Here is a 12,594-nt window from a genome sequence, read left to right as displayed (position 1 = left end):
TAATAACGTCACCTGCAAAGTACGCAATGGAAAAAACCCGTCAACAAGAGTTAACTCGCTGGCTTAAAAAGCAAAGCGTTATTTCCCGCCGCTGGCTGAATATTTCCCGTCTGCTGGGACTTATCAGCGGTCTGTTGATTGTTGCCCAGGCATGGCTGCTGGCCCGCATTCTCAATCATATGATCATGGAGAACATCCCGCGCGAAGCGCTTCTGATGCCCTTTATCGTATTAGTCCTGATCTTTGTTCTGCGCACCTGGGTGGTCTGGTTGCGTGAACGTGTCGGGTTCCATGCCGGACAGCATATACGCTTCGAAATTCGCCGCAAGGTACTCGACAGGCTCCAGCAAGCGGGTCCCGCCTGGATACAGGGCAAGCCTGCCGGAAGCTGGGCGACGCTTATCCTTGAGCAGATTGACGATATGCACGACTATTACGCGCGCTATATTCCACAGATGGCGCTGGCCGTATGCGTGCCGCTGCTGATTGTGGCCACCATTTTCCCATCTAACTGGGTAGCCGCCCTTATTCTGCTCTGTACCGCTCCGCTGATTCCGCTGTTTATGGCGATGGTGGGGATGGGCGCGGCAGATGCCAACCGCCGTAACTTCCTGGCGCTTGGCCGTTTAAGCGGCCATTTCCTGGACCGCCTGCGCGGGATGGAAACCTTACGAATTTTTGGCCGCGGTGAAGCCGAAACCGAAAATATCCGCGTGGCGTCACAGGATTTCCGTCAGCGGACAATGGAAGTATTGCGTCTGGCGTTTCTGTCATCTGGCGTACTGGAATTCTTCACCTCCCTGTCGATTGCGGTGGTGGCGGTGTACTTTGGTTTCTCTTATCTTGGCGAACTCGATTTTGGCCATTACGGCACCGGCGTTACGCTTTCAGCCGGTTTTCTTGCCCTGATCCTGGCGCCTGAGTTTTTCCAGCCGCTTCGCGATCTTGGTACCTTTTACCATGCCAAAGCACAGGCCGTGGGTGCCGCTGACAGCCTGAAAACCTTCCTTGAAACACCGCTTGCTCATCCGGAGCGCGGTGAAATTATGCTGAACAGCAAAGAGCCGGTTACCGTTGAAGCTGTTGATTTCTCGGTTCTCTCGCCGGAAGGCAAAGTGCTGGCCGGACCGCTGAACTTTACGCTTTCGGCGGGTCAACGCGTTGTTCTGGTTGGAACCAGCGGTTCAGGTAAAAGCTCACTGCTCAATGCGTTATCAGGTTTTATGGCCTATACCGGTTCGCTGCGTATTAATCATGCCGAACTGCGCGAGCTTGATCCTGACGCATGGCGCAAACAACTCAGCTGGGTGGGGCAGAATCCGCAATTACCTGCCGCCACGCTGCGTGAGAACGTGCTGCTTGCACGCCCTGACGCGCGTGAAGATGAGCTGCAATCGGTTCTTGACCGTGCCTGGGTCAGTGAGTTTCTGCCTTTGCTTCCGCAAGGTGTGGATACTGTGGTGGGTGACCAGGCGGCAGGTTTATCCGTCGGTCAGGCGCAGCGTGTTGCCCTTGCCCGCGCATTGCTTAATCCATGTCAGTTAATGCTGCTGGATGAACCCGCAGCCAGCCTGGATGCGCACAGCGAACAACGGGTGATGCACGCCCTGAACGCGGCATCATTGCAACAAACCACACTCATGGTCACGCACCAGCTGGAAGGTATCACCGACTGGGATCAGATTTGGGTCATGGAGAATGGTCATATTGTCGAGCAAGGCGATTACGCCTCTCTCGTTGCTGCGCAGGGGCCATTTGCCACCCTGCTGGCTAACCGTCAGGAGGATATCTGATGCGCGCCCTGCTCCCCTATCTTGCCCTGTATAAACGTCACAAATGGATGCTGACGCTCGGCATTGTTCTGGCGATTGTGACTCTGCTTGCCAGCATCGGGCTGCTCACGCTTTCTGGCTGGTTCCTGTCGGCCTCTGCTGTAGTGGGTGTTGCCGGGCTGTACAGCTTTAACTATATGCTGCCCGCTGCGGGCGTTCGCGGTGCGGCGATTACCCGTACCGCCGGACGTTATTTTGAGCGTCTGGTCAGCCACGATGCGACATTCCGTGTGCTCCAGCATCTGCGTATTTACACCTTCAGCAAATTACTGCCCCTCTCCCCTGCCGGGCTGGCGCGTTTCCGCCAGGGTGAATTGCTCAACCGCGTAGTCGCAGACGTCGATACCCTGGATCACCTCTACCTGCGCGTGATTTCCCCGCTGGTGGGGGCGTTTGTGGTGATTGTGGTGGTCACTCTTGGGCTTTGTACGCTCGATGTCCCTATTGCTCTGACGCTGGGAGGCATTATGCTGCTGACGCTGTTCCTCCTGCCGCCTCTGTTTTATCGTGCAGGCAAGCCAACCGGAGAAAACCTGACGCGTCTGCGCGGCGAATACCGTCAGCAGCTGACATCATGGTTACAGGGACAAGCTGAACTTACTATCTTTGGCGCCAGCCAGCGCTACCGCGCCCGGATGGAGAGCACAGAGCTGAACTGGCATGAAGCCCAGCGCAGGCAATCTGAACTGACGGCCTTTTCGCAGGCCCTGATGATGCTCATTGGTGGTTTTGCCGTCGTGGCGATGCTGTGGATGGCATCCGGCGGTGTGGGCGGCAATACGCAGCCTGGCGCGCTCATCGCACTGTTTGTCTTCTGCGCGCTGGCAGCATTTGAAGCACTGGCCCCTGTCACGGGTGCCTTCCAGCATCTTGGGCAAGTTATTGCGTCCGCGGTACGTATCACGCAAATCACCGAGCAAGAGCCCGAAGTGCAGTTCCAGGCACAACAAACGGCGGTTCCGGCTCAGGTTGCGCTTCAGCTCCAGGACATCACCTTCGCCTATGCCGGGCAAACGCAGAACGCGCTGGAAGGCGTTAATCTGTCGGTCTCTGCAGGTGCACGTATCGCACTGCTCGGGCGGACAGGCTGTGGTAAATCAACACTCTTACAGCTGTTAACCCGCGCATGGGATCCGCAGCACGGGAACGTTCTGTTTAACGATGTACCGCTACGCGAATTTAGCGAGCACGCCCTGCGTAAGACCGTCAGCGTTGTACCACAGCGCGTGCACCTGTTCAGTGCCACGTTGCGCGAGAACTTGCGTCTGGCAGCCCCCGAAGCCAGCGACGACGTGCTGAGTGCAATGCTTGAACGCGTTGGGCTGCACAAGCTGCTCGAAGATGACGGCCTGAACAGCTGGCTGGGTGAAGGTGGTCGCCAGCTCTCTGGTGGCGAGTTACGCCGACTGGCAATTGCACGTGCGTTACTGCACGATGCGCCGCTGATGCTGCTGGATGAACCAACTGAAGGGCTGGATGCCACGACCGAGAGCCAAATCCTTGATTTACTGGCTAATGCTATGGCCGGTAAAACGGTGATTATGGTGACACACCGTCTGCGTGGACTGGCGAGTTTTGATCAGATAATTGTGATGGACAACGGGCACATTATTGAGCAAGGTAGTCACACAGAACTGTTAGCGAAACAGGGTCGCTACTACCAGTTTAAACAGCGTCTGTAGACTATATTTGAACCGATCCTAACTCGCGTATTGGAGTTCTGCTGTCATGCGCCTGGTCCAGCTTTCTCGTCATAATATCGCGTTCCCTTCCCCGGAGGGCGCATTACGTGAGCCCAACGGGTTGCTGGCACTAGGCGGCGATCTCAGCCCTGCCCGACTGTTGATGGCATACCAGCGCGGGATCTTCCCCTGGTTTTCCCCAGGCGACCCCATTTTGTGGTGGTCGCCCGATCCGCGTGCCGTGCTCTGGCCCGCGCATTTTCACCTTAGCCGCAGTATGAAGCGGTTTCACGCAAAATCACCTTACCGCGTGACCCTCAACCACGCTTTTGGCCAGGTCATTGAAGGATGCGCCAGCGATCGTCACGAAGGGACATGGATCACCCAGGATATCATTACCGCTTACCACCGTTTGCATGAGCTGGGTTATGCGCATTCCATTGAAGTCTGGGATAAAAGTGAACTGGTAGGCGGTATGTACGGTGTGGCGCAAGGAACGCTGTTCTGTGGGGAGTCGATGTTCTCCCGGGCGGTAAATGCCTCGAAAACCGCGCTGCTGGTTTTCTGCCAGGAGTTTGCAAACCGCGGTGGACAGTTAATGGACTGCCAGGTGCTTAATGAGCACACAGCCTCACTTGGCGCCGTTGAAATCGCCCGTCGCGACTACATTGAGCATCTGGATATTTGCCGTCAGGAGAAGCTCCCGCGCGACTTCTGGGTACCAAGAACGCTCTTTCTACCCAATGCCTAAATGTTTTCCGCACATTTTTTATGAGGGTGTTATAATTACGCCGCAGAGTAGCTTCTGCCTGTTGCCCCGCCGCCGTTTGGGACCCTCGCTTCAGATAACGTCCTGACGTTTATCCTGTTGTCTCCCCTTTACGAATGCGTTTCTCGTTCGGTTGTACCGTGACGCTTGGGCAATGCGCCGAAACTGTTTTGCTGCGTTTTAAACGCGCAATTCTTTACTTAATTGATGAATTTCGGCATTATCTTGCCGGTTCAAAACTTGGTAGTGATACCCCAGAGGATTAGATGGCCAAAGAAGACAATATTGAAATGCAGGGTACCGTACTTGATACGTTGCCTAATACCATGTTTCGCGTAGAGCTGGAAAACGGTCACGTGGTAACTGCGCACATCTCCGGTAAAATGCGCAAAAACTACATCCGCATTTTAACGGGCGACAAAGTGACTGTTGAACTGACCCCGTACGACCTGAGCAAAGGCCGCATTGTCTTCCGTAGTCGCTAATTGTTTTCGCCTGTAATGGCAGATGAATATTAAATTAAGGCCGGGATATTCCCGGCCTTATTTTTTTGTGTCGTTTGTTCTTCCGCTGGAGTTGCGTTTACCAGGCTATAAGAACGCAGTGGATGATTTAATCAGATGTTTGGGGGCGGCCTGTACGGCAGTGAACGTGAATGAGACCCCTGAGACTGACTCTTTCCTTTTCTAAGCTGCCTGTACGGCAGTGAACGGGCAATACCCGCCTGTAATGTTGGCGCGTTATTTCTAAGCTGCCTGTACGGCAGTGAACTCCGTTGACATCCCCTTTAATAAATTTGCAAATTTCTAAGCTGCCTGTACGGCAGTGAACCCATCGACACTGGCAAGAGCATTGCTGGTTTTTTTCTAAGCTGCCTGTACGGCAGTGAACTGAAACGAATCACCGCCATCTTATTGTTCGTAAAGAAAATAATCAACTTTTAGACAGTAAACCCTTTTTTCAAGTGAGCTTATCGCGACTTTATAAATCAATGAGTTATAAAGCAACCCAAAAAAAGGGTTCATCCACAAAGCGCCGGGTTGTTCCCCGACGCTCAAATCCGCACTCAGGAAATAATATGAATCACGGTGTTTTTGTTTTCACCACCAGATGCCACCAAATCTATCGCCATTGAATGCGTTATGTCATGAAGCAATCCTGAGAGGTGCGGCAGCATATCGCGGTCAAAATGCGAAATCAGCAGCACATGGTTCAGAGCCCGGCAGTAATCGCACTTCGTTTCCGTATCTTCCAGTAGCCACTCTTTTTTGCCCGGCAGTTCTTCTTCCACCTCAAATTCCACTACCTGAAAATCACGCATTGATTCTGCGAGCCCGATTTTTACTTCTTCGAGGTACGCCCCCAGACAACGACAAACAGGCTGAGTCTGCGGAAGTGATTTGCAGTCCAGAAGGATTTCAGTGAGCAGTTTGCATCGCTCAGCAAGCGTTGGGAGATCGGGATTGAGGGAGAGTTCGGTGTAGAGCTGGGAGAAATTATTTTCTGTATTCATTGGGTAATTCCTTCACACACATTGAATTTACCACCGCAGGAAACGCCAGATTCGCTGGCGGCGGACGAAAAGGAATTGGCGTACCAGTGTGTGTGCTACTGGCGCTTCAAAAGAAGCTTCCGATTCGCCCGCCAGATGCAGAATGATACCCTTTTCCATTGGGCGAACGAAGCCCGCAGCAATAATACTGCTCACACACTTTCAGGACGCCAATCCTGACACCTGATTTTGCAGGTGCGTCGCCATTTTATTACTGTGAATTTATCCAGCAATCATCTTCGGGAGAAACTGGAAAGCGCCTCGCAAAATTCCTCTGCGTCCTGATGCCCTCACCCCGCCCCTCTCCCACAGGGAGAGGGAGAAAAACAGGCATAAAAAAACCGGGCAAATGCCCGGTTTTTAAGCTCAACGTTTAACTCAGTGAGCCGCTTCAGGCTTATGCTTCTGCGCACTCTGAAAATCGTACGTCAGCTCATTCTTCGCCTGATCCAGCGCCACCGTCACCTGGCCGCCGTCCACCAGCGAGCCAAACAGCAGCTCGTTCGCCAGCGGTTTCTTCAGGTTGTCCTGAATCACGCGCGCCATCGGACGGGCACCCATCGCACGGTCGTAGCCTTTCTCAGCCAGCCAGTTGCGGGCCTCCTGGCTCACTTCCAGCGACACGCCTTTCTGATCCAGCTGAACCTGCAACTCGACAATAAACTTATCCACGACCTGATGGATAACCTCAGTCGACAGGTGATCGAACCAGATAATGTTGTCCAGACGGTTACGGAATTCCGGCGTAAAGATCTTTTTGATCTCTTCCATCGCATCGGTGCTGTTATCCTGGTGGATAAGCCCAATGGATTTACGCTCGGTTTCACGTACCCCGGCGTTGGTGGTCATCACCAGCACCACGTTGCGGAAGTCCGCCTTGCGCCCGTTGTTGTCGGTCAGCGTCCCGTTGTCCATCACCTGCAACAGGATGTTGAACACGTCCGGGTGCGCTTTCTCGATTTCATCAAGCAGCAGTACCGCGTGCGGATGCTTAATGACCGCGTCGGTCAGCAGGCCGCCCTGGTCAAAGCCCACATATCCCGGAGGCGCACCAATCAGACGACTGACGGTGTGGCGCTCCATGTACTCGGACATGTCAAAACGCAGCAGCTCAATACCCAGCGCTTTAGAGAGCTGAACCGTGACCTCGGTTTTCCCCACACCGGTCGGGCCGGCGAACAGGAAGGAACCGACAGGCTTGTGGTCATGCCCCAGTCCGGCACGGGCCATCTTGATCGCCTCGGTTAAAGCCTCAATGGCTTTATCCTGACCAAAGACCAGCATTTTCAGGCGATTGCCAAGCGTACGCAGCGTGTCGCGGTCGCTCTGAGAAACACTCTTCTCAGGGATGCGCGCGATACGGGCGACGACAGACTCAATATCCGCCACGTTAACGGTTTTCTTACGCTTGCTGGCTGGCATCAGGCGCGCACGCGCCCCCGCCTCATCAATCACGTCAATTGCCTTATCAGGCAGATGACGGTCGTTGATGTATTTCACCGCCAGCTCTACCGCCGCACGCACCGCTTTCGCGGTATAACGCACGTCGTGGTGCGCTTCGTACTTCGGTTTCAGGCCGTTGATGATCTGTACCGTTTCCTCGACGGACGGTTCAGTCACGTCGATTTTCTGGAAGCGACGCGCCAGCGCACGGTCTTTCTCAAAGATGTTGCTGAACTCCTGGTAGGTCGTGGAGCCAATCACGCGGATCTTGCCGCTGGAGAGCAGCGGTTTGATCAGGTTAGCGGCATCCACCTGGCCACCAGAAGCCGCACCTGCACCGATGATGGTATGAATTTCATCGATAAACAGAATGCTGTTGGTGTCTTGTTCCAGCTGTTTTAACAGCGCCTTGAAGCGTTTTTCGAAATCGCCACGGTATTTGGTACCCGCCAGCAGCGAACCGATATCCAGCGAATAGATCGTGCAATCGGCAATCACTTCCGGCACGTCGCCCTGCACAATACGCCAGGCCAGCCCTTCGGCAATCGCGGTTTTACCCACGCCTGACTCACCCACCAGCAGCGGGTTGTTCTTGCGGCGACGGCACAGCACCTGAATCGCGCGCTCCAGCTCTTTATCGCGGCCAATCAGCGGGTCGATACCGCCAACGCGAGCAAGCTGGTTAAGGTTGGTGGTGAAGTTTTCCATACGATCCTCCCCGCCTGCTTGCTCTTCATTGTTATTGACCTGATTGCTGGAATCCGATGCCTGGTTAGGCTCGTCTTTTCGCGTTCCGTGAGAGATAAAGTTAACCACGTCGAGTCGGCTGACTTCGTGTTTGCGCAGCAGATAGGCCGCCTGTGACTCCTGCTCGCTAAAGATGGCAACCAGCACATTTGCGCCAGTCACTTCGCTACGTCCGGAAGACTGGACGTGAAAGACCGCGCGCTGCAATACCCGCTGGAAGCTGAGCGTCGGCTGCGTGTCGCGCTCTTCTTCACTGGCTGGCAGCACCGGTGTGGTTTGTTCGATGAAGGCTTCGAGTTCCTGACGTAGCGCCACCAGATCCACGGAGCAGGCTTCCAGCGCTTCGCGGGCGGATGGGTTGCTAAGCAGTGCGAGCAGTAAATGCTCGACGGTCATAAACTCATGTCGGTGCTCACGCGCTCTGGCGAAAGCCATGTTTAAACTGAGTTCCAGTTCTTGATTGAGCATAGGCACCTCCCCCAATTTTATGCCTTATCAGGCCTTTTCCAGCGTACACAGCAACGGATGCTCGTTCTCCCTTGCGTAGTCGTTCACCATCGCCACTTTGGTTTCCGCCACTTCGGCAGTAAAGATGCCGCAGATAGCTTTGCCACGATAATGAACGGTAAGCATCAGTTGCGTTGCACGTTCTACATCATAAGAAAAGAACTTTTGTAGCACGTCAATAACAAATTCCATCGGCGTGTAATCATCGTTCATTAACATTACTTTATACATGGATGGCGGTTTTAGCGCGTCACGCACTTTGTCTTCCGCCAGCTGGTCAAAATCCAGCCAGTCGTTCGTCTTACCCATTTTGCATAATCACTTTGAATCTACCTCAGATGTTAGATAACAATCATCTATTACTGTCATCCGCGATGTCTGTCACAAACTGTTGCAATAGCGTTAACTGCTTCAAATTTTGGTTGATTATTGTCCCAACTCCAGCGCCAAACTCTTGACGCCCTGTTTCGTTTATCTAAATTGTACAGGCGTGAGATGGCGAGGTTTTGAACAGCCCCCACTCCACCACCGGTTCATTCCATCTTAATTTATAAGATTTACGAAGGATGTCGAAGCATGGAAATGGGTACTGTTAAGTGGTTCAACAACGCCAAAGGGTTTGGGTTTATCTGCCCCGAAGGCGGCGGCGAGGATATCTTCGCTCACTATTCCACCATTCAGATGGATGGTTACAGAACGCTCAAAGCCGGACAATCGGTTCGGTTCGATGTACACCAGGGGCCGAAGGGCAATCATGCCAGCGTCATCGTGCCCATCGAAGCAGAAGTTGTTGCTTAGCCCTCTGTTTCATTGTGTACATCCCGCAGGCAAAATGCCAGCCCGATCGGCTGGCATTTTTATTTTCGGGCTATTCCCGAGCCAGCGCATCCACCGGGTCTAAACGCGCGGCATTGCGTGCCGGCAGCCAGCCAAACAGAATACCGGTGAAGGTCGAACACAAAAATGCAGTGAGGATCGCCACAGGCGAGAAGCCGATCTCCCAGCCGGGTAAAAAGAGCTTTAAGGTGAAGGCGATAATCATCGATAAGGCAATCCCCATCGCGCCTCCTACCAGGCACACCAGCACCGCTTCAATCAAAAACTGTTGCAGTACATCGCTTGCCCTGGCCCCAACCGCCATGCGAATACCAATCTCGCGGGTGCGCTCTGTCACCGACACCAGCATGATATTCATCACCCCGATGCCACCCACAACAAGCGAAATCACCGCGACCAGCGTCAGGAACAGCTGAAGAGTATGTGTGGTCTTTTCAGCCGTTTTCAACAGGCCGTCCATGTTCCAGGTAAAGAAATCCTTCTTCCCATGGCGCAACGTCAGCAGACGCTCAAGCTGCTGTTCGGCAAGCGCGCTGTCGTAGCCCTCTTTCACGCGCACGGTGATCGAGTTCAGCCATGACTGCCCCATGATCCGCCCGGAAATCGTGGTATAAGGCAGCCAGACGCGCAAAATCTTGCTGCTGCCAAACATCGACTGTTTCTCTTCCGCCACACCGATGACAGTAGCAGGCATGTTTCCCACCAGGATAACTTCGCCCACCACATTCGTTTTATCCGGGAAGAGTTGCCTGCGCGAGTTGGCGTCCAGCACAACCACCTGCGCCCGGCCGGCCAGCTGTTCCGCGTTAAAGGTTGCCCCTTCGCTGAAGGTCATCCCGTACACGTTAAAATAGTCACCGTTAACGCCGTTAGCACTGGCCGCCACATCGATATTGCCGTAGCGCAGGCGTAAATTTTGCGATACCGCAGGCGTAGCGGAGTTAACCCACGGCTGTTTTTGGATAGCCATTAAGTCATCGTATTTCAGCGCCTGCTGATACTGAGGCTCGTCATCGCCAAAATCTTTGCCGGGATAGACATCAATGGTATTGGTGCCTATCGCCCGGATATCCGCCAGCACCATCTGTTTTGCCGCATCGCCCACCACCACAATCGACACCACCGAGGCGATCCCGATGATGATGCCGAGCATAGTGAGCAAGGTGCGCATCTTGTTGGCCGCCATCGCCAGCCAGGCCATCGTCAGGGCTTCGCGAAAACCGCTGGCGAACTGCCCCCAGCCGCCTGACGCAGGCAAGACCTCTTTCGGTGCTGCCGCCTTTGACGGGTGCGGAGGCGGGTTGCTGACCAGCTCGCCATCGTGGATCTCAATGATCCGTTCTGCCTGTGCCGCCACCAGCGGATCGTGGGTGACGATAATCACCGTATGTCCCTGGTCACGCAGCTGATGGAGGATAACCATCACCTCTTCGCCGGAATGGCTGTCGAGCGCACCGGTCGGTTCATCCGCAAGAATCACCTGCCCGCCGTTCATCAGCGCGCGTGCAATACTCACACGCTGCTGCTGGCCGCCTGAAAGCTGCGACGGCTGATAATCCACACGTTCTGCCAGCCCAAGACGCGTCAGCAACGCCTGCGCGCGTTCCAGCCGTTTTTTCCGCTCAACGCCGGCATACACCGCAGGCACTTCAACGTTCTGCGCTGCACTCAGGTGAGAAAGCAGATGATAGCGCTGGAAGATAAACCCAAAATGTTCGCGGCGAAGTTTCGCCAGCGCATCGCCATCCAGCGTGGAGACATCCGTCCCCGCCACGCGATAGGTGCCGCGGGTAGGTTTATCCAGACAGCCGAGGATGTTCATAAGCGTGGATTTACCGGAGCCAGACGCCCCGACAATCGCCACCATTTCACCCGCTTCCACGCGCAGGGAGATCCCCTTTAACACGTCAACCGCCCCGTCACCTGATGGATAGCTACGGTGAATGTTATTCAGCTCCAGCAATGCCGTCATTTAGCGGCTCCGGGATGGCTTTCGCTGATAACCACTTCTTCGCCCTCTTCCAGCCCCTTAACAACCACCACATCGGTGTCATTGCGTGCACCAATCGTGACTTCACGTTCACGGGTTTCACCGGCACGCAGCACTTTGATTTTATAGCGGCTGTCGCCTGCCGATTCCCCCAGGGCGGACAACGGAATGGTGAGCACGTTTTTCACCCCGGTCAGTTGAATGTGTACCTGTGCGGTCATGTCCAGACGCAACACACCCTGCGGGTTTGGCACTTCAAAGCGGGCATAGTAGAAGATGGCATCGTTCACTTTTTCCGGCGTCGGCAGGATATCTTTCAGTACGCCTTCATAGCGGGTTTGCGGGTCACCCAGCACCGTAAACCAGGCATTTTGTCCCGGCTTCAGATGGATAACATCCGCTTCAGATACCTGTGCTTTAACCAGCATGGTACTCATATCCGCCAGCGTCAGGATATTCGGTGCCTGTTGCGCGGCGATCACCGTTTGTCCCTGGAGGGTGGTAATTTGCGTCACTTCCCCGGCCATTGGTGCCACGATTTTTGTGTAATCGAGGTTGGTTTTTGCCGTGTCCAGCGAGGCCTGATTGCGCTTGATTTGCGCGTCAATGGTGCCAATCTGCGCCTGTTTGACTGCAAGCTCGGTTGCGGCGGTATCCAGATCCTGTTTCGAGATGGCCTGTGTTTTGGCCAGCGCCTGCTGACGGGTTAACGTCACCTGCGCGAGATTACGCTCCGCCTGCGCCTGGCTACGCTGGGCGCGCAGCTCCATCAGCGTGGCTTCCACTTCACGGATCTGGTTTTCAGCCTGCTCAGGATCGATAACCCCCAGCAGCTGACCTTTCTTCACCTTGTCGCCAATCTCAACCGACAGGGTTTTCAGCTGTCCGCTGACCTGAGCCCCGACATCAACCTTGCGCAGGGCATCCAGCTTGCCTGTCGCCAGGACGTTTTGTTGCAGCTCACCCGGGCGTACGATCAACGTCTGGTATTGCGGCACGGGCGCATTCAGCACCTGCCACAACCAGTACCCGCCCACTAACACGACCACCGCCAGCAGCAGCAACAGCTTTCTGCGTTTTCCCTTGAGGTTCATAAATATTCCAAATAAATGTTCTGGCAATCATAACTGTTGATTCTAACTAAACCACTCCTCAACGAAACCCCTGTTTCCCGGAATCGTCACAATTTGTTTACGAGATGTTGATATACCTCCTGCTGAAATAAAGGTCTGCCA

The 12,594-nt window shown here is 54.4% G+C and carries 10 protein-coding genes and 1 pseudogene; 6 read left to right on the top strand and 5 right to left on the bottom strand.

Features of this window, described 5'->3' with window-relative positions; all coding sequences use genetic code 11:
- Positions 1-26: 26 nt before the first annotated feature.
- The 5 genes and pseudogenes from cydD (at position 27) to infA (ending at position 4,768) form a co-directional block, all read left to right on the top strand.
- Positions 27-1,793, top strand: coding sequence for a heme ABC transporter permease/ATP-binding protein CydD (gene cydD, locus N1249_RS07310; protein WP_259836167.1), 1,767 nt, complete (start codon positions 27-29; stop codon positions 1,791-1,793).
- The gene (cydC, locus tag N1249_RS07305; protein ID WP_259836164.1) at positions 1,793-3,514 is read left to right on the top strand and encodes a heme ABC transporter ATP-binding protein/permease CydC; all 1,722 of its coding nucleotides are present in this window, start codon (positions 1,793-1,795) and stop codon (positions 3,512-3,514) included. Before cydD ends, cydC begins: the two co-directional genes overlap by 1 nt.
- A gap of 46 nt (positions 3,515-3,560) precedes the next feature.
- Positions 3,561-4,265 (top strand): leucyl/phenylalanyl-tRNA--protein transferase, encoded by a 705-nt coding sequence (gene aat, locus N1249_RS07300; protein WP_259836161.1) that lies wholly within the window; start codon positions 3,561-3,563, stop codon positions 4,263-4,265.
- Between the two features lie 183 nt (positions 4,266-4,448).
- Positions 4,449-4,622: pseudogene (locus N1249_RS23245) on the top strand (hypothetical protein); the annotation flags it as partial.
- The gene (infA, locus tag N1249_RS07295) at positions 4,550-4,768 is read left to right on the top strand and encodes a translation initiation factor IF-1 (protein WP_002211347.1); all 219 of its coding nucleotides are present in this window, start codon (positions 4,550-4,552) and stop codon (positions 4,766-4,768) included. The pseudogene N1249_RS23245 and the gene infA, both read left to right, overlap by 73 nt.
- Before the next feature lie 581 nt (positions 4,769-5,349).
- Here the strand turns inward: infA and N1249_RS07290 are convergent.
- The 3 genes from N1249_RS07290 to clpS all read right to left on the bottom strand — a co-directional run bounded on the left by N1249_RS07290 (position 5,350) and on the right by clpS (position 8,841).
- Positions 5,350-5,796, bottom strand: coding sequence for a hypothetical protein (locus N1249_RS07290; RefSeq protein ID WP_259836158.1), 447 nt, complete (start codon positions 5,794-5,796; stop codon positions 5,350-5,352).
- A 417-nt stretch (positions 5,797-6,213) separates the two neighbouring features.
- Complete coding sequence (clpA, locus tag N1249_RS07285; protein ID WP_014069560.1) at positions 6,214-8,493, bottom strand: ATP-dependent Clp protease ATP-binding subunit ClpA; 2,280 nt, start codon at positions 8,491-8,493, stop codon at positions 6,214-6,216.
- A gap of 27 nt (positions 8,494-8,520) precedes the next feature.
- A complete protein-coding gene (gene clpS, locus N1249_RS07280; protein ID WP_006174393.1) occupies positions 8,521-8,841 on the bottom strand; it encodes an ATP-dependent Clp protease adapter ClpS in 321 nt (106 codons plus the stop codon).
- Positions 8,842-9,108: 267 nt separating this feature from the next.
- Here clpS and cspD point away from each other — a divergent pair, with 267 nt between their 5' ends.
- A complete protein-coding gene (gene cspD, locus N1249_RS07275; RefSeq protein WP_014069558.1) occupies positions 9,109-9,330 on the top strand; it encodes a cold shock-like protein CspD in 222 nt (73 codons plus the stop codon).
- 70 nt (positions 9,331-9,400) lie between these two features.
- On the opposite strand, the gene macB is transcribed toward cspD, so the two are convergent.
- Complete coding sequence (macB, locus tag N1249_RS07270) at positions 9,401-11,341, bottom strand: macrolide ABC transporter ATP-binding protein/permease MacB (protein WP_259836154.1); 1,941 nt, start codon at positions 11,339-11,341, stop codon at positions 9,401-9,403.
- Complete coding sequence (gene macA, locus N1249_RS07265) at positions 11,338-12,453, bottom strand: macrolide transporter subunit MacA (RefSeq protein WP_259836151.1); 1,116 nt, start codon at positions 12,451-12,453, stop codon at positions 11,338-11,340. Before macA ends, macB begins: the two co-directional genes overlap by 4 nt.
- Positions 12,454-12,594: the final 141 nt, after the last annotated feature.

Origin of the sequence: Enterobacter sp. CP102 (assembly GCF_025152625.1) — a bacterium.
Classification (GTDB): Bacteria; Pseudomonadota; Gammaproteobacteria; order Enterobacterales; family Enterobacteriaceae; genus Enterobacter; species Enterobacter soli.
Note: the sequence above shows the minus strand (reverse complement) of the source record. Positions and strands in the feature narration are given on the sequence as shown.

Bases quoted from the DNA above. Each gene is read 5' to 3' on its own strand.
- cydC (WP_259836164.1), top strand. From the start codon at position 1,793: ATGCGCGCCCTGCTCCCCTATCTTGCCCTGTATAAACGTCACAAATGG.
- infA (WP_002211347.1), top strand. From the start codon at position 4,550: ATGGCCAAAGAAGACAATATTGAAATGCAGGGTACCGTACTTGATACG.
- macA (WP_259836151.1), bottom strand. From the start codon at position 12,453: ATGAACCTCAAGGGAAAACGCAGAAAGCTGTTGCTGCTGCTGGCGGTG.
- cydD (WP_259836167.1), top strand. From the start codon at position 27: ATGGAAAAAACCCGTCAACAAGAGTTAACTCGCTGGCTTAAAAAGCAA.
- macB (WP_259836154.1), bottom strand. From the start codon at position 11,341: ATGACGGCATTGCTGGAGCTGAATAACATTCACCGTAGCTATCCATCA.
- clpA (WP_014069560.1), bottom strand. From the start codon at position 8,493: ATGCTCAATCAAGAACTGGAACTCAGTTTAAACATGGCTTTCGCCAGA.
- cspD (WP_014069558.1), top strand. From the start codon at position 9,109: ATGGAAATGGGTACTGTTAAGTGGTTCAACAACGCCAAAGGGTTTGGG.
- clpS (WP_006174393.1), bottom strand. From the start codon at position 8,841: ATGGGTAAGACGAACGACTGGCTGGATTTTGACCAGCTGGCGGAAGAC.
- N1249_RS07290 (WP_259836158.1), bottom strand. From the start codon at position 5,796: ATGAATACAGAAAATAATTTCTCCCAGCTCTACACCGAACTCTCCCTC.
- aat (WP_259836161.1), top strand. From the start codon at position 3,561: ATGCGCCTGGTCCAGCTTTCTCGTCATAATATCGCGTTCCCTTCCCCG.